A 23,694-nucleotide genomic window follows, 5' to 3' on the forward strand; every position below is an offset into this window, starting at 1 on the left:
TATATTTAATTAAACCTCACCACCCGAAACTTTCATTATTATTATTATTAAGTTCTTTATTCAACAAATCTATAGCACTTGAGAAATATTCTTCTTTAAAATCAAACCTATCTGAAATTCCTCTTCCGATTAAACCCTTATATCTTTTCTTTACTGCTGGATTAGGGTCAAACACCCAAAATCTCCTTATTCTTGAATCTCCTAAAGTTCCTAATGCAAATAAATATCTGAAAAAAGAATCACTTTTAGGCAATGAATATCCAAAAACATAAATATTTTTTGCATCCCCTAATTCTTTTGCAGCTTGATGCCAAACATTTGTTAATTTGCCATGATAACTAGTTTTATTCCAGGTTGGAGGAACAATTAATGGGACTTCATTAATTTCATCATGTTTATGATTAACTTTACATATTTTTTCACTATTACAAGTAAGAAAGTAGTCTGAACCTAAAGTATGTTTATTAAACGATATATTGGCAGGAATTATATCATCGCATTTTAAACAATGTGCCCAATTAATGGAACCATGTAGCTTTAATATTTTAACACCGTAATTACTATCAGGGTTAAGACAATAATTGCTTTCTATATTATTTAGTTTAAAAGCTACATCTAGTGCTAGATCATAATTGAAAGTGATAATCGCCGAATTGTTAACTTTATTTTCTTGGTTATTATCTTTACTATTCTTATCTATATTTTTTATTAATTGAACGAATTTATCATAAGAAGGTGTTGGCTTAGCAAAAGTTGATTTGCCTTTTGGATATCTAATGCTTTTTTCTAAAGTTTTTACAATCAAAATTACTAAAGCATTTCTAACTTCCGAAATTTCCTCTTGAGAATAGTCATCTAATTTTTTAATGATTTTAGCCATTTCTAATATTCCAAAGAGTGATTCTATATTGTTTAAATCTAAATAAGATTTTGCATATACACTATAAAGATCTGAAATAACTTTAAAAACTTTTTTTATACTCTTCGAATAATCTTTAAAAAAATCATTTCTTAGTAAATCTTCAGCTCTATCTAAAAAATTATCCATTACTGGTGCTCCTGATTCTACTGAAGCACCAGCACCTAATATAAAAACATTTTCAGCCAAATTAATCTCCTCCTAGATTTGAAATCCTCATATATTTTATATCAAAGTTTGTTCAAAACTAACTGAATTCAGTCATCGCTAAACTTAAGTAGAGTAGGCCCTATGTTCTTGACCTGGCCCTATTTCCTTGAATGTATTAGTGTAGAGGTTAGTTTATTTATAAAATATTATCGTTTTAGATTTCGTATAATGATTTAGAAATATTTAATACCCCTAGGATTCACGCTGTCCTGTTGTTGCAGTGTGAATTTTTTTAATGCTGATTGATTTCATAAGTTAGTTCCAGTTTGCTTTTATAAATTTAAATTGGATGTCGCTAACTTTGTGTTATGTGATGTTGGGGCTTTAAAGCATTAACATTATCTTAAAGCTAATATTTTTTTATAAAAATGTTTTAAAGAAAAATCTTTAACTGAATCTAAATTTTTAGAGCTTTGATTTAACTCTATTTTATAGTTATCATAAAAAATTATTTCTAAGATAAATTTAGACTCATGAGTTTTACTATCAAACACATCTAAATCATCAATTTTAAAAGATAGAGTCTTTATATCACATAAACTTCTACATGTTAACTCAAATTCGTTTATCTTATGATCATTTGCACTCTTATTAGATTTGATTTCCCATAAATTTTCTTCAATTATAATATAAATACTTTGTATATATGGATCCTCTTTTGGAGAGAATGCGGCATCTATCTCATCTAAATTCCTTATATTTAAATATTCACATAAAAAATCAAATGTTACTTTAGTTCCAAAAAAACTTTCTAATTTATCAAGATGAATATTTAAACATCTTTGGTCATATGTATCTACCATAATTAAATCACCTCATAATAATATATTTAATAAAATTTAGATAGAATCAGTTGACATAAATTTCTCATGTGCCTCTTCAAGAACATTATAAGAAAATGTTTTATTACCAGTTAAGGAACTATTATTATTTTTAAAAGCATCTTTTATAGTTTGAAAATAATCCATTACATTACCATTTTTAAACCTATAACAATTAAAATCTATAAAATTATCATAATTTTCCTTAATAGTTCCTTCGGGATCTAAAGTGATAACATCAATAGATTTTAAATGCTCAGAATCTAAAATCGAAGATTTAAATAAATACGTCATATAAGAATCTGTCATTGGTAAAGAATATCCCAAAATTCTAATATGATTAGCTTCTTGCAATAATTTATTAGCAAGTTTCCAAGTTTCTAATACATCAGAATTTGAATTTTTATTCCAAGTAGGAGGCACTATATTTCCTTTTTCTATACAACCATGTAATTTACATAAGCAAAATTTATACGAATCCTTTTCATAATCATTAATGGAATTTACAATCTGTAAATCATTCTCCCATTCATATGTATTAGATAAAAATTTAATATAATTTTCAATAACCATATCATAGTTAAGACTAACCATAGAATAGTCATATTTTCTATCTGTAGATACTTTACCTAATATATTTCCATCTACTTTTTCAAATACTAAATTTAGAATATTAGTTATAAGGTTACCATATAAATTATGTTTGGAATTATCTCCCATAATAAAATCATAAAAATCACTATGAAGTCTATCTTTAGGAGTTATTTCGTCAGTATAATAATTTATTACATCAGTTATATAATCTATAAATATATCTCTTTGATTATTATCAATAAGATAATTTCTCATTTCTAATACAGATAATATTTCTTCAATATTAAATAAATCTGCGTCATAATAATTTTTAATAAATGACATATCGTTTATTAACTCAAATACTTCTTTAAAATGATCATACTTATCGGGTTCAGAAAAATACATATCTTTAGACTTAAAAATAAAATTAGACATAACTGGTAATCCAAGTGGTGCTGAAAATCCAGCCCCTAATATGTAAACTACTTTTTCCATTTTTCATCTCCTCTGTTTTAGAAATTTTTCTTCCATTAGAAGTTTTTCTCATAACGTTCTTCGGGTTGTCGATGCCCATGAAAACTCATAATCTCCAAACAAAAATTGAGATTTTTATAAATAAAATCTAATTTCTTTTTATGCATTAAAATAGGTGTCGGCAACGCGATGTTAGATGAAGTGACATCTCACATAAAAACACATTTAATCTATAATAATTATCTTTTTTTCGTCATTAACACACTCACTAATCATTTCTTCGATTTCATTACTTTCATGTTCTTTTTCAAAAAATCTTGCATATCTTTTTTCAATATTATATTCTTTCTCAGTTTCTCTTATATAGGCTTGTAATTTTTTATCAGCAGCCCATTTTGTATGTGCTTTTATACAAATGCAGCCTTCTTCTTTTTTTATTTCAGATTTAAATGTAAACAAATACCATGTCGGTTTAAAAATTTTATTATCATATGTCATCATCGACTTACTTACAGTCAAATTTTCTTGAATATCATCTGGATAAATTTCAGAAATTTTTTGATTATGATATCTTGCTACCCATAAATATTTTCCCTTTATTTTTGCTTTATCAGTATTATTTAAATTTTGTTCAATTCTTTCTTTATGTTTAGCTAAGTAAGATAACTGTGCTTCCTTCCCATCAACTTCTTTAATATATTCTAAATAATCTAAAAAAGCTAACCCATCTGCATCTCTTTTTATTAAATTATTTAATATAGGAAAATTATCTTCCCACTCTTTTTTTCTTAATAAATTAATAACCGAACTATCAATTAATACTCTAGGATAAATTGCTTCTTTACTTTCTAACTTATAAGAATTAACTAAACCTGAAGAAAAAATAATATCATCACTTTGATAATGCAAATCGACGGTCACTCCACCTCTTATAAAAATATTATTAACAATTAATTCAGCCTGTATATACATTATATTTAGAAGAAAGAAGAACACCCAATCAGCTATATAATCCTCTGAATTTTCTATGCAATCTGAACTAATACTAATACAATCTGAAAAGATTTTAAATTTTGGATCTATTTTTAAAGATTCATCCTTCGGAGATAATTTAGAACTCAAATTTCTTTCTACACAACTACTAATACTATCCTTTAAATTTTTAATAATCTCAACTGCTTCTGATTTATTTTCATTTGCCTGTTTAATTAAATTAGAAAATCCCATAATATCAATAAAAGCCACTATTTGTTCCTTATATTCTACTTCTTTATCAGACATTAATATAAACCCTCCTTAAATAATGTCATTTCATCTGACCTCAGGTTAGACGATCGTAGGTATACTTAATTTAATATGCAGTAATCGGATTAATATTAATCTCCCACTTTTTATTTCTTCTAGGATTATAATTTCTATCTGTATTACTAACAATAGTCACTTCTCTACGATTTTCTGCTCCATATAATATATAATTATGTAAAAATTCTCTAGGTTCAAATTCCAGTAAATTACCTTCATCATCATATAATTTAATAGATAATTCTTGAAATTCTACAGGGGTTTCACCTTCGTTAATAAATCTAAGATCAATTTCTATTTCACCATTTTTATTCTCTTTAACTCTTTCTACATCTACTCTAATCAACGAATTATTATACTTATCTCTTCTAGATAAATTTTCAATTTTTTCTAAAAAATCATCTCTATCTCTTTCCCATACACTAGTATCTATTTCATTTAAACCAAATGAATTTATAATTTTATCTTTAAAAGTATTTAATCTTTCTTTATTATTCATTTTAAAACTTACTTTAGTGGGATCTATAGCACCTTCTATGTTAGAAAACTCGAAATGTGGCAATAAAATTGATTGATATTCCCTTGAAGTTACCCAAGTTGCTCCCATCTCATTTAAACAAGGAACACTATTATAATAATTTTTAGATAAAACACATAATACCATTATATTTTGGTTAAATTGTTTTTTTATATAATCATATATTTTTTTTCCTAAAGGGATATTGTAACCTTCTAAAGAACTGCAGAAAATATAATCGTTATTTTTAGGAATACCCATGTCATTTAATAATTGAATAAGTAACTCTACATATTCTTTATCTTTTGAAGAATGACTTATAAAAATTTTTTCAAAATTTTCACCTTTAAAAATGTTTGTTTCGAAACTTTTTTCTACAGTTTCTTTTAATGCTTGTAAAACTCCTATCATTGTGTTGAAGTAACTTTCTCCTCCACCTACAGCTTCTTCACTCGCCTCCATAAACTTTGAAGTTAACGGATGTGAAGGAAAATTATCATTTAAAATAGCTATACACTTAGAAATCCATCTTTCATATTCTTCTCCACTAATATAATCAGAAAACCATTCATCACGAGAAGCATGATAATTCCTTTCTTTAACTTCTCTTCCTTCAATAATTAAATCTTTCAAATATTCTTTTATATCATCCATTATTCAATCCCTCCCTTTGATAAATAAAAATCTACTATGCCTATGTCGTCTAACTTGATTATTAATGATAAATGTCGTTTATATTCCAAATTTATTACTATTAATGACTGTCATTTATACTTTTAATATATAACGCCAAATAGAAAAAGTGTTTAGAATTATCATTCTATAGCTATCAGTTAGTCGCTTTGAGTTTATCATTAAGTATGTTTTCAGATAAGTAATTAACAGTTTTATTTTTTAATCAATAGGGCAGCAGGCCCTACTCACCAACAGCCCTAATAAGAATCCCCCGCCAAAGCCTGTCCAATACCTGATCATTCCATTCAAATTCCTTTCTCAATGAATTCCTAACCTTGATCCCCAACCCAAAATGAAATAGGTCCTCAGGATCGCCATCTTGCAGCTGCCGGCGAATCTTCTCAATTGTATCTTCTGGCATATTTTCAGCTAAATAGTCAACAGCCTAGTTTTGTTTATATTTTTGAGTTGAGTAGGGTCATATTAACTTATAAGCTCAATTATTTCTTTACCTAACTTAGTAGCAGCTGCTATATTTGGTAGCCAATCAACTAACATTCTTATTCTAGATGGTTCTGGATCTTCTTTAGATATTTCTTCTTGAATCATAGCAACCTTTTCTAACTCTTGTTCTTTTTCAGCTTTATTAAGTTGAGATTCTTTGATTACACTTCTAAGTTGTTCGAGTAAAGGTTCATAATCATTTTGATTTATGCTTAGGGTTTGATTAACATTAGATGAATTGTTAGCTATATTAGCTTGGCCATAATTTTTAATTATTTGGCTTGCAGGATTCTTCGGTTTAGGCTTTAAAGACTTGGCTTTTTCTTCTAATTGTCGTATAATATACCTAATGAAGCGGCTGATTATTTTTTTATTAACTTTTCTAATTTGATCATTAAATTTCTTGCAATACATAGAGCTGTGACCATAATTTAAAATTAAATCTTTAGCATTTTCGGCCCACAACATTATATAAATAACAGTGTAGGCATCTAATTCTTTTTTTGGCAAAGTTCCATCTGCTGATCCGACCATCCCTCTTTCTTTTGTGGCTTTTTCATACCAACTGTCAAAATCAAAACCGTTTTTTCTTATAGGTTTAAGTATTTCTTGTATTATTGGGTTATTATCACAGTAAGATTTTAAAAAATTCAGATCGGTTTGAAAGTTATCATAATCAGTGTCTAAAAAATCAGCGGCTTTATCTCTGAATTCTGTAGTAGTTTTTTGCACTTCTTCATAAGAATGCATATTTTTACCTCCTTTTAAAAATGAAAGGGTGATATTATGAGTCGAAAGCATATAGAAGTTCAGATTCCTTTAGATGACTATGGTTTAGTTAGACAGAAGTGTTCTTATTGTAGTCAAGAGTTTAAACTATTTCCTGAAGATCTTGAAGCTATAACAACCCAAAGAATGTATTGCCCGATTTGCGGACTTCATTCTGATGTAAATGAGTTTTTAACCGAAGAACAACTTGGTAAAATGATGGATATTGCTCAAAATCATGCAATTAATTTAGTTAATAACTCACTTAAAAAATTAGATAAAAGTCTTAAAAGTTCTCCAAATGTAGAATTTGAATCTAAACCTCTAAGCAAGAAAGAAGTCAGAGTTTTAATTGAAAAGTCTGATTTTGAAAAAGCTGTACTTAGTTGTTTAGAATGTTCTGAGTATTCCATATTTTTATTTGTCCCTGCAACTATGTCAGTGGTGTATTGTCTAAAATGTGGTGATATGTTATTTTTTGAGTAGTTGTTTGTGCTTAATTATATAAGTTATATTAGGGCCAACAATCTTGGCTCTTTTTTTATTCTATCTCTACTACTGTACCGTCGAGGGAGCCAGTAGTGGGGGAGTCAGATAGACAGCCAGCTGCTAGAGCAGCCAATATTAAAATCAATATTAAATAATTTTTCTTCAAGAGAGATCACTCCTTAAGTTATTCTTCGTCATAGTTCGACAATAAAATTACAAAATAGCTAAATATTTCTCAGGCAGGTAATAAAAAAAGGCTTCCGTTAGCCACTAATACCACTAATAATCCCTATCATTTCAGAAGCGAAGCCGTCAGCTGCATTTTCTATTGATGTATGTTGCATGTCCAATCCAATTATGTAATTTTTCTTTGGTGAGTGGTAAAGTATATGCTCAACTTCGTGCATAAAAACTTCCTGCTGCATTTGTTTGGTAAGATTTTTATCTATGATTATGAAGTAGTTGCTATAAGCAGACTTGTACACAAATCCCCAGAAACCCGACGGGAGCCTTGTTGTATGATAATATATGTTGTTACTCCTGGCCCACTCTTCAAAGCTTATGTATGTATCCTGGAGGGCATCTATGATCTCCTGTTTAATATCATCCTCCATAGCGTTCAGCTTCCTCTTCTTCGATCAGCTTTACTATTTCGATTATTCGTTTGATACTGCTAGGTTTTAAGTCTTTGGTCTGCTTAAACATTAGTAGTAGTTCTTCTCTAGTAGATACTTCCTCCCAAAACTCCATTAGCTCTGGATTATCTGCCAGGGCTTGTTTAATTTTTTTGTTTGCCTGTCCTGGGTTACGTTGATCGGTACGGCCGAGAAGGTAGTCTGTACTGCAATTAAAATAATTAGCTATTTTTTGTAATGTATCATAATCAGGTTGTCTTTTATTAGATTCGTATAGGCTTATTGTTTGTTGCTTTAACCCTAATTCTTTGGCTAAATCTTTTTGATATATATTATTTTCTTTTCTTAATTTCTTAATTCTATCGCCAATCATTTAAATAACCTCCAGTATTTCAATTTTAATTATACAACTATACGTAATAAAAATAAAGCTTAACAACAAATTGAAATATAAGCATTGACAAACAACATAATGTAATATATAATAAAGATAGTTAAAACAACAATATGCAATATATGAAGGAGGGGTATTATGCCTGTTAGAGATAAAATGATTGCTAAGAGAACAGCTAAAAATTGGAGCCAAGAGAAATTAGCAAGCAAAATAGGGACAAGTCAGCAAAATATATCTCTTATAGAAAATGGTAAAAGGAATCCTACACTTAAATTAGCTAAAAAGCTAGAAATAGTTCTTGAAGAAAAAATGGAAAATTTATTTCCTGATATTTTTTTGGCAATAGAAACAACAAAATGCAATGCGGATAATGAAGAAGACCAAAAACCAGCTTAGAAAGGCGGTGAGAGGATTGGGTGTACTAGTAAATCCAAGAACTAATTACTATTATGATAATTTGATTAGATATGAATGCCTTGAATGTGAAAAAGGATTTATAGTAGGTAAATATCTTAGCCAAAACAGCGACAAGGATATAATCTGTCCTTATTATCATAGTGATAGGGTAGAAGCAGATGCTTGCAGTGATGATGATTTGCTGGAAAGATATCAGCTGGGTTGTCTTAATCTTGGCTATTATAAAGAAAAATAGAATTCAAAACCGAATAAAGGGCCCTAACCAAGCCTACAAAGGTGGCAATGACTCTTATTGACAGATAAGACGAGCTTCGACGCCTCCACGGTCTAAAGAGAGCGTGGCAGACACTTGAGCAATAGCTAAGACTCAAGATGTAGCGGGATTTGTGGTCTGGGATAGGGCCCTTTGGCGAAAAGAGAGGAGGGTTAATAATGGAAAAACAAGCTATTCAGGAATTGAGATTAACATTGTTGGACTTAAAAGAAATAGAGGAAGAACTAGAGAATGAATTTTCCAAATCGGAAATGAAACTGCCAGCAGAAAAAGAAGGAGTTAGAGTAACTGAGGTGAGAGCTCAGCTACTCAAGGTATATGAATTAAAAATTAAAGTTCTATCAGAATTAAATAGCTTCTAATTCTTTTTCTACAATTATATGTGGTGGTTCTTCTTTGATTTTGATGGTTTCATATTGCTGAATCTTAAACTGTAGTTCTCTTTGATCACGAAACTCTATTAAATCTTCAAATACTCTGTCGTACTCTTCATTTTTTATTCTGTCTGAACCTAATAACTTTCCAAAGTGCAAAGTTGAATGTTCAGAAGAAGATCAAAAACCAGCTTAGGAAGGAGGGCCAGACATGAATGGTTTCAATAGAGATAGATTTAAGAAACTAATTGAAAAAGCTCAAGGGGATAGAGAACAAATGGAATTTGCCAAGGAAAGTGATCTACCTCTCAGTTACATTTCCCATGCTATAAATAAAGAAGTGTATACTCCGCCTGCTCCTAGAGTGCTAAAAAGAATAGCCGATGCATCTCAAAATAATGTAACTTATGAAGATTTAATGGATGCCGCTGGATATCTGGATGGAGTAGCTAAAATTGAGTTTAACAATAAGATCAGCAAGTTAGAACAGAAGATCGGACAGTTGGAAGAAAAGGTAGCTGAACTGGAGAAGGGAGCTCCAGCACAGCAAAAAGAATATCATTTTACTCCTAAGATTGATAGTTTAAAGACTTGCAAACCAGAAGAACTTCACTCTAAGCTTAAACAGCATAAAAAGAAAAGCCAAAAGGTCAGTTCGAAAGAAATTAAACAAGAGTTAATCAAAAAGAATTTAGAGAGATTGGCTGTCTTTGAAGAGTGCCTGGATATTGAAGTTGAATACAATGATGGTGAAGTACATAGCTCAAATAGTAAAAATTATATTTGCTGGATAAGCACTATTAATGATTTGATTAGAACTATTATTAAGTTAGCTGGTGAAGATTTAGAAAATTGGTGGTTGCGGGAATATAAAAAGATAAAAGAAAGTAAGAGTAGTGGCACATAATTAGGTTTGTTTTAAAATGTACCAGCTTTTTTCTTAGTTTTATTATATTTTTTCACTAAGAAGTTATAGACCTTTATATAATTATCCGAATAATTGTCAGCCAAGGTAGTTATATCGGCGTTATTTTCAAAGTTATATTTAGATAGAATTTCCAAGGTTAATGTGTGGATATCTTTATCTTTTCTATCTAAAATACTTGAAATTGTTGCTAAGTCTTCTTTGTTCTTTTTATTCATTTGTTACCACCTCATTCAATCTTAACTTGCCACTACTCTAAAGACATGTTTCAATGGTTTGGTAATAAAATCCTTTTTTAAAGGAGGATCCCAATGATAAACGAAATTATACAAGCTCCAGTTGAGAGCTTAAAGCCTCATCCTCAAAATGATGAATTCTTTGACGATATAGATGGCGAAAATTATCAACGCTTCAAAGAGTCAGTTCAGGAAGATGGAATAATTAGTCCGATAGTAGTTTCTTTAGATATGACTATTATAAGTGGTCACCAAAGATACAGAGCAGCCAAGGATCTGGGGATAGAGGAAGTGCCGGTTTTAATTCAGGATGAACTTACAGATGAAGACCAGAAGCTTAAAGCTTTGTTAGCTGCTAATTTTGGCAGGATTGACCATAATCCAATTAAGCAATCCAAGGTAATTAGCAAATATGAGGAACTGTGTGGTATTAGCCATGGAGGGGACAGGAAATCAAGCGGACATAATGTCCGCTTGAACCAAAAAGACATAGCTGATCAGCTAGGAGTTGATGAAAGGACAGTCCGCAGGATTAAGAAGCTACAGGATTTAATACCAGATCTTCAGGACTTAGTAGAGTCAGGTCAGTTAAGTAAGACAGCTGCAATTAAGGTTTGGTCTAGACTCCCAGAAGATGAACAGCAAGAATTTCTTGAAGAGATAGGCAAAGATAAGCTCCAGGAGATGACCACTAAAGACCAGCAGTCTAAAGTAGAAGATTTAAAAATGAAGCTTGAAAAAGCAGAGAAAGAGAAGTTAGAACTAGAAAGACAGAAGCGGGTAGCCGAAAGTCGAAAACAGAAAGCTGAAAAAGAGAAAGCCAAGCTAGAAAAAGAGTTAGAGCACGAAAAGAGCAAGGAGCCTGAAGTTGTAGAAAAAGAAGTCTTACCCGAACATGCTCGCCAGAAGCTTAAGGAATTACAGATCAAAGCTGCTAAGTTAGATGAACTTAAAGAAAGTCAGGAAGAAGTCAAAAACTACAAACAGCGGAAAAGGGAGCTGGAAAAAGAGATAGGTCAGCTTTTGGAATACCAAAGGCAACTTAAGGAGGAAAACGATGAATCGGCCCAGAGAGCCAAGATAGTCGAAGGTGTCTGCGGTCCGATCCGTAAGCTAGAAAAGCACAAAGCAGAGATAGAACAGTTACTAAAGCTAGAAGTAGAGCTAGATAAATGGGCTAGGGAGAACTTGAGAATGAAAGCAGACTTTTTAACCGAATTAGCTGAATTGATTTATGGCCGAATTGATGGAGTCAGCGTAAGCAGTCCTCAAAAAGCGGAGGTGATCGAAATTGAAGGATAACATCTACGAAGTGATGCTTAGACAGCAAAATGAACAGCAGGAGTTTGAGATTGAAAAGAACTTAGAGGAACATTATTTATTTGTGCTGGCTCTGACTGATAAAAGTATCTGCCTATCTGAGATAGGAAAAGAGAACTCTAGAAGTATTACGGCTCAGATAAGAATCTGGAAAGAGAGCCTATCGGCTAAAGAGCGAAATACTAAGTTCCTCTTTATCAAGGTAGAAGATAGCTTTAATGAGTTTAAAGACTATGTTTTAAATAAGTATTCCGGCAGCAAGAAGGACGCCTGGGAGGCTAAGTTTTCAAATCCTCAGTTCGTTAAAGATGCTAAAAGGCTTTTCATTTCTAGAGTATATAGGCACAAATATCAGTTAGCTATCAATGGTAAAGGCGGCTTCTTTAGCGGTCTAGCTCATAACCAGATGCAGCTAATCGAAACTAAAAAGCATATCCGGGGACTGTCTCACGAAGCAGCTAATAAGGCAATTAAGTATATAGAGAAACAACCAGCAGGAGCCAGATACTTAACCAGAGGAGACTTTGAGGCAATTAGGGAGATATTTGAAGATTTACTTGATCAAAAGATAGAAAACTGTCTGCCGGATAGAGCTAACGAGATGAACTTAAAGGCTATTAATTAAAATTTTTATAGATTTCCCCTTTGTACGAAAGGCGGTGGCACCAATGTAATCAAAACTTCATAGAGGCTTGCAGCAGGTTTCACTTATCGTAAGTGCTCACCTGCAAGCTTCTTTAAAGTTTTGAAAGAAGGGAGGTGAAAACAGTGGATATCTCAGAGATCTTTGATGAAGATGGCAATAAGATCCCCAGCAAGCAGGCCGATTGGTTAAGAAAGGTGTTAGCAGAAAAGCATGATATACACTCTGAAGAGGAGTTAGAGAGGGAGCATCAAAAGCTACAAGAGCAATGGGAGCAACTGGCTGAAGCAGAGATAGACTTGAATGAATCCGCTTAACTAAGGAGGTGAGTTGAAGTTGCCTAGGATGCCTACGGAAATAATCAACAATGATAATTTAGTAACTGTGAGAGAAGCTGCGGAAGTACTTGGGGTCAGTATAAATACAGTAAGCAGATACTGTAGGAGAGGCAAACTCAAAGCTTTTAAGGTTAAATCAGTATGGGCTATTGAAAAGGCTGGATTAGAGGAGTTTGATTGCAAATCCAAGCATAACAACACTTCGTTTGAGCCTCCTGAAGAGGAAGTTCAGGAGATGTGGGATACACTTTATGATTTAATTCAGACAAGCCAGAAGAAGAGAAACAGAACTAAAGTTGACTATAAGGGGAGTGAAGTCTGTTGAAAAAAGTTAAAAAGACTATGGAATGTGAAGTGATCACTAATAGTGGCTTGCCAGCTGCAATTGGTGAAGTAGTAGAAGCAGAGTGGACTGAAGTAATTGGCCCTGAAGGACTAGAAGAAGTTGTAGATATGAAGATCAATGGAGAGCCTTGCGAATTTCTAGTAAATACTAAGATGGGTTATGTATATTCATCATAATGGTGATAGCTTCCGATCAGAGGAAGGTGACTGATAGAAGCTAGTCAACCGGCGAGGAACCGGTTAAGTGAGTAACTTAGCTTAAAGCTAGTATATCAACCGAGAGTAAACAGTTTTATATTGAAATGACCTAAATCTAAACAAAGGGAGGTGTAAATGTGCGTACCGGAGACTTGATCAGAGAAGAGAGGCTTAGAAAAGGGATCACTCAAAGGGAGTTGGCCAAAAAGATACATACCTCCAGATCTACAGTAAGTAGGTATGAATCAGGAAAGCAGTCTATACCTTATGATGATTTGATGAAGATTATTGAGGTCTTAGATAGCCCTAAGTTAAGACTAGAGGTTTTGGGAGCTGCAATACCTTGTTATTACCTAGATCAGGTTAATCTAGAACCTTTAGCTACTCAGCAGAAAGCAATAGAGGAGCTAGAGGAGGCCCTGGAGAGACTGAAAAAACTCCAGCTAGTGAATAAGGTTAAGCCGGAGGATTTAAGCGAGAAAGAAAGACAGGAGCTGCTTGAGGATACAATGATGGAGCTGCACGATGTGAATGTATGTATAGATTTAACCTTTATCTCTTTATCAGAAAAGTATGATATAGACCTTAAGGAGCTAGATAAACTCAGTAGAAGGAAGATGGTGGAGAGTGGTTATAGGAGCAGAAGTTATAAGTTTGCTTAAACTCAGGGAGGTGAGATCAGTGAGCCAAGAAAAGTTAATGGAGCTTTTGATTGAACATTTGGAAAGTAGTCACGCTGGAGTTAACGGCTCGTTTAGGTATTTCCTGGAAAATAATAGAGAATAGGAGGGTTTAAATTGGCTATAGCTAAGGCGGCTTATGCTACCAAAGTCAGGACTTTCTGTGAAGATTGCATTAAAAAAGAAAAGACTTGCAATCGCAACAGAGACAAATGCAAGTCTAAAGGTAAACTGTATTTCAAGCTATACGATAAGAACTCAGTGTACCAAGCACTGAGACTTAGAAAATAGCTTAAAATACTAGGGTCTGACCTAACCAAAGGTCAGGCCCACAGCAAGAATTAGCAACTTAATTCTAACATGATTCAGACTTATTTTCAATAAGGAGGGTTGATTAAATGAGTATTACTACTAAAATTACTGACATTAGAGACTGTGTAGAGTCTCCCCGGAGGATTTGCGAATATAATTATTTGGATTTGAACTCTGAAGTTACCCAGGTTGTAAGAAGTAGAATTACTATTGATGAAATCGAAGATAAGCTTTTTCAGCTGCAAAAGGTGAGAGTCTCCCAGGATATTAACGGTAAGTTTCTATATCCCCATAATGAAGCTCTTGTCTTTGAAGATCTGTTAAAGCTGGCTAGAAAAGGGCAGTTGATTAATGTAATTCATTTGGATATGGGTTGGGTGCAGAGTTATTATCTAGTAGTGAGTATTTTGGACCAACACTTAATCTGGAAGATTTGCGGTAGCACTTGGAGTGGTCGTAATGCCAGCTAAATATATCGAGTGCAATCTTAAAAAGTACGGAATGCAGGAGAAGCATAACGGCTATTTGGATAAGCAAGGAGTGGAGAAGTTTGTTGAAGATATGAGAAGTGATATAGCTCCTGAGCAGATATATTGTATCGAAAGAGTTAACTGTAATGAGAATGTTCACTTCCTAGTCAAATATGGTGATAAATCTATGGAGAACACTAAGCGATACATTCTATCAAGATACGGCCCGGGACAAGGATCGGGAAAGCTATGCTGGTTGAATCAGATCAGAGACTTGGTTATTCCAGAAGAAGAAATAGAGAAGAGACAAAAAGTTGGAGTAAAGGAAGTTGTATAATGTTAGCTCTAGATAGGATTGAAGGAGTTGAAAAACTAGAAAGACTAAGGAACTACTTGGCTTTGATTTGTTGTATTGCAAATGAAATAGCTCCTAGTACAGCTCTAGAAGGGTTTGGTTTGTTGGATCCAAATAAAGAGCAGCAGATAATAGAGATGATCCAGCTTAAGAAGCAAGGACTTAGTTATAAAGATATAGGCAGTAGATATAATTTGAGTGCCGATGCAGTTTATAACAGGATCAGAAGGTATATGCAAAACCAAGGTGCTTGGAAGGATAGAGACTGGTAATAATAGTCGGGGTCTTCGGATCCCGGCTAACTACGAAAGGAGCGGTTAAAATGAGTAAGCCTAAATTGAAATATATAGATTATAACTGTGTATCGATCGGGGTTAGACGAAGAATTGGTACTTATCTAACTAAAGAGGATAGAGCTAATAATAAAAAGTTAGCTATTGTTTTCAATCGCAAGTACAAGGATAACAGCAAAGCTTTCCTTATATCGCCTAAGACGGCGTTAAGATTTAAAGAGGGTTTGGAGTTAAAGCTAAAGTCTATACCTAGAGATAGTGAGGATATCAGTATCTATCCAACGGTTGAAACTATAAACAATGATTTAGAAATCAAGTTAGATTTTACAATGTTCGATTTTAAATTTATGAACAGACGAGAGAATGATTTTTGGCATAGGTACATCACTTACTTAACTAAGGGCCAAGCTTTGCAGCTTTTAGAGAAGTTGAATAGGGCCCTAAGTAGAACAGGAGTTCCGGAACATAAAGTAATTATACCTAAAAGTGGTGCAGTTTGGGATTACGGTAAGGACTACCGGAGAGTATTTGCTGATGAGGTAGGGATAGATGCAGAGAAAATGATTGAAGCCGCGATCAATAGATCAGATCGAGAAGTTGTCTCTTCTGAGGAATTTAAAAGCTTTGATTTAGCTAAAAAAGCTATATAAGGAAAGGGTGAGCAAGTTGATTAATGGCATTAAGGATATAAATAGGAATCCTACAGAGCTTGAGGTTGGTCAGATTAGAATTGGCAAGAAAAACTCTCAAGGCTATCCTACTAAGCTGGACCACTTTATAATAGTAGACCCTGAAAATCAGAAACAGTTACCTGTTCAAAGTAATTATGGTAAGAAACCAAAAAGGATAAGCGTATTCCTGTTACATGATGATATAAATTCTAATTTTTTGAATTACTATGCTTATTATCAAGGCTATAACAAGCTAAGATGTCGTGGGGACGGTGAGCAGTCAGTTTGGAGGAAGGATAACGGAAGCACCAAAGAAGGTAAATGTAGTCCTTCTAACTGCAAGTATTATCAGCAGAAAAATGGCTGCAAAATCAATGGCATCTTGAAGGTTGGCTTAACTGAAGATCCTAGACTTTATGCTGCTTATTTCTTTAGAACTACTAGTTATTATACAGTTAAAAGAATCAGGGATTCACTAGGCTATATTTCTAGATTAACTGGTGGTATTTTAGCTGGACTTGAGCTCGATCTTTGCATTAAAGAAGAGAAGAATGATAACGGAAATATGTATATAGTCCATTTAGAATACCCTGGAGACATTAAGCAGCTTCAAAATGAAGCTATGCAGTTGAACTCTAGCAGAAGTAAGTTAACTAGTGGCAGCTATAATGCAAATAAAGAAGAATTAGATATTGGAAATATAGAGCTGGATAATGATTGTAAGTCAAAATTAACCAAAGAGGATCCAGAAGCCAATAAATCAGATGATGATATTATAGATAACCAAAGTAGTAGAGCTCAAAATAATAAGTCAGTTGGTAAGAAAAAAAGCCTTATAAAGAAGATAGATCAAGTTATTGAAAAGAGAGGTCTAAGCGATAAAGAGGTTAAGACAATGCTGGTTAATATATTTAGTAAAACGGACACTGAGTATTTAGCATATAATCAATTAGTTAGTTTTTTAGCAGTGCTCAAGAAAGAAAGATGTCCTAAATGTCTTAAGGACTTTCTGGACAAAGATAGCGATAGAGAAATTTGCAAGAGGTGTCAATAAACCAAGGGCCGGCTTTGGTTGGTCCAAGATATAGAGCTGGGGCCTGCGGGCCCTGGCTATCTATACTGCAAAAGGGGGCTATACTTTGAATATCCTAGTGGGATACAAATTAGTTTGGTATGTTCTGGTATGTACTTATGTGTGGTGGGGTCTTTCTTTAGTCAAATATCTCTGGTTATTCGTGATAATGAGCATTGTATTTTGGCTACAGAATTTAGATATTAATTTGAATAATTTCGTGGTTATAATCTAACAGGGAGGTGAAGAGAATTGAGTAGATATGTAAAAGTAGCAACTAAATTTTGGACGGATGAAAAAGTTAGAAAACTGTCCGAAGATGCCAGAGAATTATATTTGTATATACTGACTTCTCCACATTCAAACATGGCTGGTTATTACCGTTTGCCAAAGGCTTATATTGCTGAAGATTTATACTTTAATAATGACTTAGCAAAGGGTTTAGAAAGGGTTTCAAAAGGGTTAAAAGAACTGATAGAAAATGGTCTTATAAGGTATTGTGAAAGCAGTTCGGTAGTCTTGATTTGCAATTTTTTCAAATATAACTCAATACAGAATAAAAACCAAGCCAAAGGTGTTAATAACAAAATTTCTGAACTGCCTGAAAACCGCCTAACTTCTTATTTTATAAGGGCTTGCAAGGATTATGCTGATAATTATATTGAAGAGCTGACCAAAGGGTTACCTAAACCGTCTCGAAAGGGTTCGGGGAATACAGAAACAGAAACAGTAACAGAAACAGTATATAATAATAATTCATGTTCGGACTCTGACGAGTCCAACGACGACATTAATAATCCAGATGATCAAGCTGATTCTAAAAATCAGGAATCAAATCCTCCAGTAGCTACAGAAGAAGAGGAACCTAAGTTTGATCAAGAGAGCCCTCCTTTCAAAGCATCTTGTTATCTCCGTAAGCGAATACTGGAAAATAATAAGCGGGCCCGGGTACCAGATCCCAATCCGTCAGATATGGAAGATTGGGCTACAGAGATTGACAGACTCAATAGATTGGGCCCTATAGGTGCCAAAGAAAGTGATAACAAAGGTTACAGCTGGCAGGAGATCAGGGAAATTATTGATTGGTGCCAAGATGATAACTTTTGGAAATCTAATATTTTGAGTGCCGGTAAACTTAGGGAACAGATTGTCAAATTAGAGAATCAAATGAGGAATAGAGCATCACCGAAGGAGTCTAAGCAGGCCCAAAAAGATGATATGCTAAGAAAACTATACGCTAAAGGGGGATAACTATGACTAGACAAGAGGTTATTAAGATTTTATCGTTCATTTCAAATGCTTATGCGGGCAAGTTTGAATTTCCCAAAGGGACTGAAGAGGCTTCGGAAACATTAATTCAGTCTTGGCTTGAGTTTTTAGAAGATTATGAGCATCAAGCTGCTAAAGTAGCTTTGAAAAAATATATAGTTGAGAATCCTAAGTGGCCACCGGCAGTAGGAGAACTAGTACAGGAAATCAATAAGATTCATTTACCTGAAGAAGATAACTTACTTCCAGCGGAGGCTTGGAGCCAGCTAGTCAAAGCAATCAGGCACTATGGTTACTACAGAGAACAGGAAGCTCTAGAGAGTATGAGTCCGTTAGTTGCTAAAACTGTAGAATATATGGGTTGGCGAGAACTTTGCTATGAAACTAATACTGGAGTCTTGCGAGGCCAATTCTTGAAAATGTATAAGCAGCTGCAGCAGAGGCAGCAAAAAGAAAATATGTTACCGAGTAGTTTGAAAAAAGAAATAAAGGAGCTTAAGGGTGATCACCAAAAACGTGATGTTCTTAAATTGATTGATGATGTCAGTGATTCAGCATAATCATCATTCAGAGGGCCATACTATCGGCCGTGAGAGGGAGGTGGATTAATTGGCTTACATAGTACTGTTAGGGATAATTTTAGCAGCAGTAGTATTTCTTAGACGGGACCAGGCAAAACTAGAAGTTAAAGAGATTAATTTGGAAGGAGTTGAATTTAAAAATGAGGAAGAGAAATTGCTTTAAATGCCGTCATTTTTCAAACTGCTGGAGTATTTGGGAGTATCGAAATCCATTGGAAGTATGCGAAGGATATGAAGAGTACCAACGGAAGGAGGTGGGGTAAGTGGAGTTAGAATCTTGCTATCCCAAGGGGACAGATCTTGATAAGCAGATATCTAAACTTATCGAAGAGTTAGAAGAGTTATTCTTAGCCGCAGACCATAAAGAATTGGCAGCGGAAGCATTAGATATTAGAACTGTTTGCGACGGTATATTTGAACTAGCTATCGAAGAGATCGGCCGGAATAATGATAATTACAAGCAAGAACTAACCGAAAGACTAATTCAGGAACATAAAGAAAAATTGCTATCTAAAAAGCAGTTAGACGGGGAAGGGGAAGTTAATAATGTCAGTAATATACAAGCCGAGCGGCAGGGCTAGAGAATATGCAGACTTAGCGCTTAATATTTATAAAGGCTGTGAGCATAGATGTGAATATTGTTTTGGGCCAGCTACCCTCAGGAAGAAAAAAGAGGACTTCTTTAGCAATCCAGATCCAAAGAAGAACATAATCGATCGTTTAAGAAGAGATGCAGAGAACTGGAAAGAGGAAAAGAAACCAGTCTTATTAAGCTTTGTATCAGATCCCTACCAAGCTATAGATAGCAAGCTAGAATTGACTAGACAGGCTATTATAATTCTGAAAAAGAACGGCTTCCCGATAAAGATATTGACCAAAGCTGGAACATTAGCAATTAGAGACTTTGGTATATTAGATTCGAATGATTGGTTTGGTGTTAGTTTAACTTGCAGCTTAGAAAGCGAAAGGAAAAGATTAGAACCTGGAGCTGCCATAATTAATGATAGAATTAATAATTTGAAGTGGGCCAAAAGGTGTGGTTTGAATACTTGGGTTAGCTTAGAACCGATAATTTCTCCGACAGCGACAGTAGAATTAATTAAAAAGACTAATAAATTTGTAGATCACTATAAGGCTGGTAAATTGAATTATCATCAAGAAGCTAAGCAAATAGAAGAAGTTATCGGCTGGGATAATGTAGCTAATATGATCATAGATCAGTTAGAGCAAGTTAATGCAGATTATTATATCAAGAATAGTTTAAAAGAACATTTGGAGGGTAATTAATATGCGGAAAACTATAGGAAAAAGCCTAGCGGGAAGAAATCTCAAAGTCAAAATGCACGATCCGGGACAGAGGACGGGCCCGGGTACTCTTCAAGGGGTCAGCTTAAAATACAATAAAAAAGCGAGAAGAAAGGTGATGAAAAATGCAAGGAATAACCAATCTTCGAGTGGTACAGCGAGGCTATCAGCTAAGGTTTGAGAAGCAAGGTTTTGATTTTAAGAAAGATCAGGGCCCTGCAATAGCAGGCTGGATATCAAAAAACCGGGTCGATATATGGCTTAATTATCTTAGGGAAGAAGCTATTAAAGACGGCAAGTCAATACTAGGTTTTGCTAGTGATATTAATAGGTATTTTAGGATTAAAGAAAGACCAGAGGTTAACGAAGATCACATAAACTTGTATGAACAAGGCAGTCCAATAGGTTGGATTAGCCGGGAATACAGACAGCAGGTGGAAAATATGCTTTGGAATTATTTAAAGTATGGAGATTCAGTAGTTGAAATTGAACAAACCAATGAAGAAGAGCAGCTGTCATTATTTTAAAAAATCAGAAAGGGTGATTAAAATGGCAGATTACATAAAAGAAGGCGCAGAAAGCATAGAAGCAGTAGCTAATAGAGTAATCAAGAAACATCACGAAAAACTGGCTAATATCAAAATAGGTTACCAGTTTAGAGGCACGGCCAGAAAATCCAAAGGCAGAACTATACTAGCTGAAGCAAGTAAGATCCCTGGAAAGCTGCAAAACTTTATTAATCTTGATCTGATTATTACAGTCGCAGAAGATAAATGGGCAGCTGCTGAAGATAACAGAATAAGAGAAGCTATTATTGATGATGTTTTAAGAACTATCCATTTAGAAGAACAGGAAACAGCCGAAAACTTCCCCAGGAGATTAGCAGATGATTATTACCAGTTAAGTAGTGGGAAGAAGGTTAAAGGCTTAAAGAAAGCTCAAGAGGCTCAACTAAAGCTGTGTGATTATGAAATTAAGATCTATGATTATGATGTTAAGGCTAATATCAGGAATATGGAAGAGTACGGCCCTTGGAGAAAGGATCTTGAGAAAATGGAGCAGTCTATAAAACAGACTAATATTTTTTCTCAGGTAGCAGGTGACTAATATGAGTTATGCTAATCGAGGACAGGCACTTGAGGATATGATAGAGTTGACTAATAATCAATATCTGCGCCAGGGTAGGGCTCTGGTGCAGAAGATCGAAACTCCCGTAAAGCAATTATCTAAAATAAGCAGGAACGGAACATTTAAAGCTTGCTATAAGAAAAAATCTACCGTAGACTATTTAGGTATTTACAAAGGCCAAGGAATAGCTTTTGATGCTAAGCAGACTAAAGTAGAGACTAGATTTGACCTTAAAAACGTCAAAAAGCATCAATACTTGTACTTAACTAGCTGGGTGGCTAATGGAGGAATAGGTTTTTTGATAGTTCACTTTGCAATTCAGGATGAATTTTATTACCTGCCGTTTAAGCTACTGGATAGATACTGGCAAGCAAAGTTAAAGGGCGGCCGTAAAAGCATCCCTTATGATGAAGTCGCTAAAAAGAAGTACAGGATAGATCAGGGCCAGAGTGGAGCTTTAATAGATTACTTAAGCGTTATAGAAGATGAGGTGATTTGATGAATTTAAAAGAGGCTAAAACACTTGCCAAACTACAAGATACTAGACTAGAAATTGAAGCAAGGATTTATTGTCCAGCGTGTGATAGCGACAAAAAGACTTTAGTGTTAAAACTGCAACACGATAGAGCTTATTGTTTTAACTGCAAAAAGCATTGGACTCAAGCTCATATAGATGATTTGAGAATGATAATTCAGGCTGAGAAAGAAGAGGAGAAGATGGATATTGTTCAGATTATGAACCAGAAAGGAGTGAACCAATAAAAAAAGAAAGGCGAGCCTTAAGCCCGCCCGAATGGAAGATATATCATTGGAATCCCTAAGTTAAAATTAATTATATCAGATATTAGGGGGCGGGTAAAGGTGACTAAAGAGATAGATCGAAAAACTAGAAAGCTTATCGGCACATTAATAGAGTGGTATTTAACAGGTGAGTTAGAAGACAGGATTGAAATAGAAAAGATTAAAGCAGAAGAGGATCCAGCTCCAAGAGGAGCAAACTATAGCGGGGTTGCTTCAGGTAGTGGAGGAGGCGGTGGAAGTATAACCGAAATAGAAGGGTTTGAAATAAAGATATCTAGAGCAGAGTATAGGATGAAGAAACTAAAGAGTTTAAAGAAAATGATGGATGCAGCTTATCGGCTAATAGATAAAGAGTATAAAGTTATCTTAGAAATGTATTACAAGGAAGGTTACACTATAAAGCAGATATCAGTTAAACTTGGCTACTCAAAAAGATCCGTAAAACGTAAGAAGAGGTCTATATTAGATAATCTGGCCCGCCATTTGGATATAAAAAACTGCAAAATAATATGAGTTGGCACTTTGCTGTCACTTTTTTGGCACTAATTTGGCACTTTGCTGGCACTTTTACTACCCTTTCTTATGCTATAATGTATAATAAGAAAGATTTTATCGAAAGCGACAAATGGAAGTTTCACAATTTTTCCTCCTCGTTCTTTTGGAGAGCGAGCAATATCTGACTTAGGCCCTGCTTGAAATGGTAGGGCCTAATTTTATGTATACTTATAACTTAGTCACTTATGACTTAACTTTTTTAAAATAAAACAGGTAAATATTAAAACATTTATCTTCTTTTTTCGCAACCAATTATATAAATTGCTAAACTTAATTGTTAATTAATATCAAATAACGTATAATAAAAGCAAAGCTTTTTAGATTGGAGGCGAATAAATGATAGTTGTAAATACTGATAGTGTTGCTGGCCAAGAAATAAAGAAAACTCTAGGCTTAGTAAGAGGTAATACAATCAAGGCTAAGCATTTAGGAAATGATATTGGAGCTTCATTAAAGACTTTAGTTGGCGGAGAGATTAAAGGATATACTGACATGATCACTCAGGCTAGAGAAGAAGCAGTTGAAAGAATGATAGCAGAGGCTGAGAAGCTAGAAGCGGATGCGGTAATTAATGTCCGTTTTACTACTTCTCAGGTTATGAAAGGAGCTGCTGAAATTTTAGCTTACGGGACTGCTGTAAAGTTAAAATAATAGATCATAAAAATTTCAATATTTTATAAAGTAATGATTACACATTTTGCAATCGGTTATTATAAAATTATACTTGATGAAGATGATATAAAATAAGCTACATTCTAAACTGTAAAATGAAGCCTTAGATTAAGTGAGAACAACTAAAAAAGGAAAACTCCTAACAAATTCATAAATTGTTATTTGATTAATCTCCC

37 protein-coding genes are annotated in these 23,694 nt (G+C 33.8%); 27 read left to right on the forward strand and 10 right to left on the reverse strand.

Translation table 11 applies throughout. The features are described 5' to 3' along the window. Nucleotides 1-16: 16 nt before the first annotated feature. The 7 genes from MWH30_RS06370 to MWH30_RS06400 all read right to left on the reverse strand — a co-directional run bounded on the left by MWH30_RS06370 (nt 17) and on the right by MWH30_RS06400 (nt 6,748). Nucleotides 17-1,108 carry an SIR2 family protein gene (locus MWH30_RS06370; protein ID WP_248663226.1) on the reverse strand — a complete coding sequence of 364 codons (1,092 nt, stop codon included), beginning with the start codon at nt 1,106-1,108 and terminating at the stop codon, nt 17-19. Between the two features lie 359 nt (nt 1,109-1,467). Beyond that, nucleotides 1,468-1,932, reverse strand: coding sequence for a hypothetical protein (locus MWH30_RS06375; RefSeq protein WP_248663227.1), 465 nt, complete (start codon nt 1,930-1,932; stop codon nt 1,468-1,470). 36 nt (nt 1,933-1,968) lie between these two features. Continuing rightward, a complete protein-coding gene (locus MWH30_RS06380; protein WP_248663228.1) occupies nt 1,969-3,021 on the reverse strand; it encodes a hypothetical protein in 1,053 nt (350 codons plus the stop codon). 204 nt (nt 3,022-3,225) lie between these two features. Then, the gene (locus tag MWH30_RS06385; RefSeq protein ID WP_248663229.1) at nt 3,226-4,281 is read right to left on the reverse strand and encodes a hypothetical protein; all 1,056 of its coding nucleotides are present in this window, start codon (nt 4,279-4,281) and stop codon (nt 3,226-3,228) included. Between the two features lie 70 nt (nt 4,282-4,351). Continuing rightward, nucleotides 4,352-5,473 carry a toll/interleukin-1 receptor domain-containing protein gene (locus tag MWH30_RS06390; protein ID WP_248663230.1) on the reverse strand — a complete coding sequence of 374 codons (1,122 nt, stop codon included), beginning with the start codon at nt 5,471-5,473 and terminating at the stop codon, nt 4,352-4,354. A 262-nt stretch (nt 5,474-5,735) separates the two neighbouring features. Then, nucleotides 5,736-5,915, reverse strand: a complete 180-nt coding sequence (locus MWH30_RS06395) for a hypothetical protein (RefSeq protein ID WP_248663231.1) — start codon at nt 5,913-5,915, stop codon at nt 5,736-5,738. A gap of 62 nt (nt 5,916-5,977) precedes the next feature. Beyond that, nucleotides 5,978-6,748 (reverse strand): hypothetical protein, encoded by a 771-nt coding sequence (locus MWH30_RS06400; RefSeq protein WP_248663232.1) that lies wholly within the window; start codon nt 6,746-6,748, stop codon nt 5,978-5,980. A 36-nt stretch (nt 6,749-6,784) separates the two neighbouring features. Between MWH30_RS06400 and MWH30_RS06405 the strand changes: the two genes are divergently transcribed. Next, nucleotides 6,785-7,252: a hypothetical protein gene (locus MWH30_RS06405; RefSeq protein ID WP_248663233.1), complete on the forward strand. Its 468-nt coding sequence runs from the start codon at nt 6,785-6,787 to the stop codon at nt 7,250-7,252. A 266-nt stretch (nt 7,253-7,518) separates the two neighbouring features. Here MWH30_RS06405 and MWH30_RS06410 read toward each other — a convergent pair whose 3' ends face one another. After that, complete coding sequence (locus MWH30_RS06410) at nt 7,519-7,869, reverse strand: ImmA/IrrE family metallo-endopeptidase (RefSeq protein ID WP_248663234.1); 351 nt, start codon at nt 7,867-7,869, stop codon at nt 7,519-7,521. After that, nucleotides 7,859-8,263, reverse strand: coding sequence for a helix-turn-helix domain-containing protein (locus MWH30_RS06415; RefSeq protein WP_248663235.1), 405 nt, complete (start codon nt 8,261-8,263; stop codon nt 7,859-7,861). Before MWH30_RS06415 ends, MWH30_RS06410 begins: the two co-directional genes overlap by 11 nt. 159 nt (nt 8,264-8,422) lie before the next feature. Between MWH30_RS06415 and MWH30_RS06420 the strand changes: the two genes are divergently transcribed. The 4 genes from MWH30_RS06420 to MWH30_RS06435 all read left to right on the forward strand — a co-directional run bounded on the left by MWH30_RS06420 (nt 8,423) and on the right by MWH30_RS06435 (nt 10,256). Then, nucleotides 8,423-8,680, forward strand: a complete 258-nt coding sequence (locus MWH30_RS06420; protein ID WP_248663236.1) for a helix-turn-helix transcriptional regulator — start codon at nt 8,423-8,425, stop codon at nt 8,678-8,680. A gap of 16 nt (nt 8,681-8,696) precedes the next feature. Beyond that, nucleotides 8,697-8,936: a hypothetical protein gene (locus tag MWH30_RS06425; protein ID WP_248663237.1), complete on the forward strand. Its 240-nt coding sequence runs from the start codon at nt 8,697-8,699 to the stop codon at nt 8,934-8,936. A gap of 197 nt (nt 8,937-9,133) precedes the next feature. Further along, on the forward strand, nt 9,134-9,337 hold the full coding sequence (locus MWH30_RS06430; RefSeq protein WP_248663238.1) for a hypothetical protein: 204 nt from the start codon (nt 9,134-9,136) through the stop codon (nt 9,335-9,337). 223 nt (nt 9,338-9,560) lie between these two features. Continuing rightward, the gene (locus MWH30_RS06435; RefSeq protein ID WP_248663239.1) at nt 9,561-10,256 is read left to right on the forward strand and encodes a hypothetical protein; all 696 of its coding nucleotides are present in this window, start codon (nt 9,561-9,563) and stop codon (nt 10,254-10,256) included. Nucleotides 10,257-10,267: 11 nt separating this feature from the next. Here MWH30_RS06435 and MWH30_RS06440 read toward each other — a convergent pair whose 3' ends face one another. Further along, nucleotides 10,268-10,492 (reverse strand): hypothetical protein, encoded by a 225-nt coding sequence (locus tag MWH30_RS06440; protein WP_248663240.1) that lies wholly within the window; start codon nt 10,490-10,492, stop codon nt 10,268-10,270. A 93-nt stretch (nt 10,493-10,585) separates the two neighbouring features. Here MWH30_RS06440 and MWH30_RS06445 point away from each other — a divergent pair, with 93 nt between their 5' ends. From MWH30_RS06445 to MWH30_RS06545, 22 genes are all read left to right on the forward strand, one after another. Next, complete coding sequence (locus tag MWH30_RS06445) at nt 10,586-11,812, forward strand: ParB/RepB/Spo0J family partition protein (protein WP_248663241.1); 1,227 nt, start codon at nt 10,586-10,588, stop codon at nt 11,810-11,812. Further along, entirely contained in the window at nt 11,802-12,455 is a 654-nt protein-coding gene (locus tag MWH30_RS06450) for a hypothetical protein (protein WP_248663242.1), read from the forward strand. Before MWH30_RS06445 ends, MWH30_RS06450 begins: the two co-directional genes overlap by 11 nt. Before the next feature lie 143 nt (nt 12,456-12,598). Continuing rightward, nucleotides 12,599-12,790: a hypothetical protein gene (locus MWH30_RS06455; RefSeq protein WP_248663243.1), complete on the forward strand. Its 192-nt coding sequence runs from the start codon at nt 12,599-12,601 to the stop codon at nt 12,788-12,790. Between the two features lie 13 nt (nt 12,791-12,803). Beyond that, complete coding sequence (locus tag MWH30_RS06460) at nt 12,804-13,136, forward strand: helix-turn-helix domain-containing protein (RefSeq protein ID WP_248663244.1); 333 nt, start codon at nt 12,804-12,806, stop codon at nt 13,134-13,136. Then, on the forward strand, nt 13,133-13,333 hold the full coding sequence (locus MWH30_RS06465) for a hypothetical protein (protein ID WP_248663245.1): 201 nt from the start codon (nt 13,133-13,135) through the stop codon (nt 13,331-13,333). The genes MWH30_RS06460 and MWH30_RS06465 overlap by 4 nt, the downstream gene beginning before the upstream one ends. 158 nt (nt 13,334-13,491) lie before the next feature. Continuing rightward, the gene (locus MWH30_RS06470; protein WP_248663246.1) at nt 13,492-14,016 is read left to right on the forward strand and encodes a helix-turn-helix domain-containing protein; all 525 of its coding nucleotides are present in this window, start codon (nt 13,492-13,494) and stop codon (nt 14,014-14,016) included. 416 nt (nt 14,017-14,432) lie between these two features. Continuing rightward, nucleotides 14,433-14,816 (forward strand): hypothetical protein, encoded by a 384-nt coding sequence (locus MWH30_RS06475; RefSeq protein ID WP_248663247.1) that lies wholly within the window; start codon nt 14,433-14,435, stop codon nt 14,814-14,816. After that, complete coding sequence (locus tag MWH30_RS06480) at nt 14,806-15,153, forward strand: hypothetical protein (RefSeq protein ID WP_248663248.1); 348 nt, start codon at nt 14,806-14,808, stop codon at nt 15,151-15,153. The genes MWH30_RS06475 and MWH30_RS06480 overlap by 11 nt, the downstream gene beginning before the upstream one ends. Continuing rightward, a complete protein-coding gene (locus MWH30_RS06485; RefSeq protein ID WP_248663249.1) occupies nt 15,153-15,443 on the forward strand; it encodes a helix-turn-helix domain-containing protein in 291 nt (96 codons plus the stop codon). Before MWH30_RS06480 ends, MWH30_RS06485 begins: the two co-directional genes overlap by 1 nt. Before the next feature lie 50 nt (nt 15,444-15,493). Beyond that, nucleotides 15,494-16,114 (forward strand): hypothetical protein, encoded by a 621-nt coding sequence (locus MWH30_RS06490; RefSeq protein ID WP_248663250.1) that lies wholly within the window; start codon nt 15,494-15,496, stop codon nt 16,112-16,114. A gap of 16 nt (nt 16,115-16,130) precedes the next feature. After that, entirely contained in the window at nt 16,131-17,189 is a 1,059-nt protein-coding gene (locus MWH30_RS06495) for a recombination directionality factor (protein WP_248663251.1), read from the forward strand. Nucleotides 17,190-17,459: 270 nt separating this feature from the next. After that, entirely contained in the window at nt 17,460-18,458 is a 999-nt protein-coding gene (locus MWH30_RS06500) for a phage replication protein O (protein WP_248663252.1), read from the forward strand. Between the two features lie 2 nt (nt 18,459-18,460). Beyond that, nucleotides 18,461-19,036 carry a replicative helicase loader/inhibitor gene (locus MWH30_RS06505; RefSeq protein WP_248663253.1) on the forward strand — a complete coding sequence of 192 codons (576 nt, stop codon included), beginning with the start codon at nt 18,461-18,463 and terminating at the stop codon, nt 19,034-19,036. A 49-nt stretch (nt 19,037-19,085) separates the two neighbouring features. Beyond that, the gene (locus MWH30_RS13830) at nt 19,086-19,220 is read left to right on the forward strand and encodes a hypothetical protein (protein ID WP_282706225.1); all 135 of its coding nucleotides are present in this window, start codon (nt 19,086-19,088) and stop codon (nt 19,218-19,220) included. Between the two features lie 100 nt (nt 19,221-19,320). Next, complete coding sequence (locus MWH30_RS06510) at nt 19,321-19,638, forward strand: hypothetical protein (RefSeq protein ID WP_248663254.1); 318 nt, start codon at nt 19,321-19,323, stop codon at nt 19,636-19,638. Continuing rightward, nucleotides 19,604-20,344, forward strand: coding sequence for an SPL family radical SAM protein (locus MWH30_RS06515; protein ID WP_248663255.1), 741 nt, complete (start codon nt 19,604-19,606; stop codon nt 20,342-20,344). Before MWH30_RS06510 ends, MWH30_RS06515 begins: the two co-directional genes overlap by 35 nt. Nucleotides 20,345-20,487: 143 nt before the next feature. Continuing rightward, entirely contained in the window at nt 20,488-20,889 is a 402-nt protein-coding gene (locus MWH30_RS06520) for a hypothetical protein (protein WP_248663256.1), read from the forward strand. 22 nt (nt 20,890-20,911) lie between these two features. Then, on the forward strand, nt 20,912-21,469 hold the full coding sequence (locus MWH30_RS06525) for a putative metallopeptidase (protein ID WP_248663257.1): 558 nt from the start codon (nt 20,912-20,914) through the stop codon (nt 21,467-21,469). A gap of 1 nt (nt 21,470) precedes the next feature. Further along, the gene (locus MWH30_RS06530) at nt 21,471-21,989 is read left to right on the forward strand and encodes a Holliday junction resolvase RecU (RefSeq protein ID WP_248663258.1); all 519 of its coding nucleotides are present in this window, start codon (nt 21,471-21,473) and stop codon (nt 21,987-21,989) included. Then, nucleotides 21,989-22,252, forward strand: coding sequence for a hypothetical protein (locus MWH30_RS06535; RefSeq protein ID WP_248663259.1), 264 nt, complete (start codon nt 21,989-21,991; stop codon nt 22,250-22,252). The genes MWH30_RS06530 and MWH30_RS06535 overlap by 1 nt, the downstream gene beginning before the upstream one ends. 99 nt (nt 22,253-22,351) lie before the next feature. Next, on the forward strand, nt 22,352-22,804 hold the full coding sequence (locus MWH30_RS06540) for a DUF722 domain-containing protein (protein ID WP_248663260.1): 453 nt from the start codon (nt 22,352-22,354) through the stop codon (nt 22,802-22,804). Between the two features lie 378 nt (nt 22,805-23,182). Continuing rightward, on the forward strand, nt 23,183-23,497 hold the full coding sequence (locus tag MWH30_RS06545) for a YbjQ family protein (protein WP_248663261.1): 315 nt from the start codon (nt 23,183-23,185) through the stop codon (nt 23,495-23,497). Nucleotides 23,498-23,694 lie beyond the last annotated feature (197 nt).

Origin of the sequence: Fuchsiella alkaliacetigena (assembly GCF_023227765.1) — a bacterium.
Taxonomy (GTDB): domain Bacteria; phylum Bacillota; class Halanaerobiia; order Halobacteroidales; family Acetohalobiaceae; genus Fuchsiella; species Fuchsiella alkaliacetigena.

What these genes read in the sequence shown, in the direction of transcription:
- MWH30_RS06375 (WP_248663227.1), bottom strand. Translation starts at nt 1,932, where the DNA reads ATGGTAGATACATATGACCAAAGATGTTTAAATATTCATCTTGATAAA.
- MWH30_RS06380 (WP_248663228.1), bottom strand. Translation starts at nt 3,021, where the DNA reads ATGGAAAAAGTAGTTTACATATTAGGGGCTGGATTTTCAGCACCACTT.
- MWH30_RS06385 (WP_248663229.1), bottom strand. Translation starts at nt 4,281, where the DNA reads ATGTCTGATAAAGAAGTAGAATATAAGGAACAAATAGTGGCTTTTATT.
- MWH30_RS06390 (WP_248663230.1), bottom strand. Translation starts at nt 5,473, where the DNA reads ATGGATGATATAAAAGAATATTTGAAAGATTTAATTATTGAAGGAAGA.
- MWH30_RS06395 (WP_248663231.1), bottom strand. Translation starts at nt 5,915, where the DNA reads ATGCCAGAAGATACAATTGAGAAGATTCGCCGGCAGCTGCAAGATGGC.
- MWH30_RS06400 (WP_248663232.1), bottom strand. Translation starts at nt 6,748, where the DNA reads ATGCATTCTTATGAAGAAGTGCAAAAAACTACTACAGAATTCAGAGAT.
- MWH30_RS06405 (WP_248663233.1), top strand. Translation starts at nt 6,785, where the DNA reads ATGAGTCGAAAGCATATAGAAGTTCAGATTCCTTTAGATGACTATGGT.
- MWH30_RS06410 (WP_248663234.1), bottom strand. Translation starts at nt 7,869, where the DNA reads ATGGAGGATGATATTAAACAGGAGATCATAGATGCCCTCCAGGATACA.
- MWH30_RS06415 (WP_248663235.1), bottom strand. Translation starts at nt 8,263, where the DNA reads ATGATTGGCGATAGAATTAAGAAATTAAGAAAAGAAAATAATATATAT.
- MWH30_RS06420 (WP_248663236.1), top strand. Translation starts at nt 8,423, where the DNA reads ATGCCTGTTAGAGATAAAATGATTGCTAAGAGAACAGCTAAAAATTGG.
- MWH30_RS06430 (WP_248663238.1), top strand. Translation starts at nt 9,134, where the DNA reads ATGGAAAAACAAGCTATTCAGGAATTGAGATTAACATTGTTGGACTTA.
- MWH30_RS06435 (WP_248663239.1), top strand. Translation starts at nt 9,561, where the DNA reads ATGAATGGTTTCAATAGAGATAGATTTAAGAAACTAATTGAAAAAGCT.
- MWH30_RS06440 (WP_248663240.1), bottom strand. Translation starts at nt 10,492, where the DNA reads ATGAATAAAAAGAACAAAGAAGACTTAGCAACAATTTCAAGTATTTTA.
- MWH30_RS06445 (WP_248663241.1), top strand. Translation starts at nt 10,586, where the DNA reads ATGATAAACGAAATTATACAAGCTCCAGTTGAGAGCTTAAAGCCTCAT.
- MWH30_RS06475 (WP_248663247.1), top strand. Translation starts at nt 14,433, where the DNA reads ATGAGTATTACTACTAAAATTACTGACATTAGAGACTGTGTAGAGTCT.
- MWH30_RS06480 (WP_248663248.1), top strand. Translation starts at nt 14,806, where the DNA reads ATGCCAGCTAAATATATCGAGTGCAATCTTAAAAAGTACGGAATGCAG.
- MWH30_RS06485 (WP_248663249.1), top strand. Translation starts at nt 15,153, where the DNA reads ATGTTAGCTCTAGATAGGATTGAAGGAGTTGAAAAACTAGAAAGACTA.
- MWH30_RS06490 (WP_248663250.1), top strand. Translation starts at nt 15,494, where the DNA reads ATGAGTAAGCCTAAATTGAAATATATAGATTATAACTGTGTATCGATC.
- MWH30_RS06505 (WP_248663253.1), top strand. Translation starts at nt 18,461, where the DNA reads ATGACTAGACAAGAGGTTATTAAGATTTTATCGTTCATTTCAAATGCT.
- MWH30_RS06515 (WP_248663255.1), top strand. Translation starts at nt 19,604, where the DNA reads ATGTCAGTAATATACAAGCCGAGCGGCAGGGCTAGAGAATATGCAGAC.
- MWH30_RS06520 (WP_248663256.1), top strand. Translation starts at nt 20,488, where the DNA reads ATGCAAGGAATAACCAATCTTCGAGTGGTACAGCGAGGCTATCAGCTA.
- MWH30_RS06525 (WP_248663257.1), top strand. Translation starts at nt 20,912, where the DNA reads ATGGCAGATTACATAAAAGAAGGCGCAGAAAGCATAGAAGCAGTAGCT.
- MWH30_RS06530 (WP_248663258.1), top strand. Translation starts at nt 21,471, where the DNA reads ATGAGTTATGCTAATCGAGGACAGGCACTTGAGGATATGATAGAGTTG.
- MWH30_RS06535 (WP_248663259.1), top strand. Translation starts at nt 21,989, where the DNA reads ATGAATTTAAAAGAGGCTAAAACACTTGCCAAACTACAAGATACTAGA.
- MWH30_RS06545 (WP_248663261.1), top strand. Translation starts at nt 23,183, where the DNA reads ATGATAGTTGTAAATACTGATAGTGTTGCTGGCCAAGAAATAAAGAAA.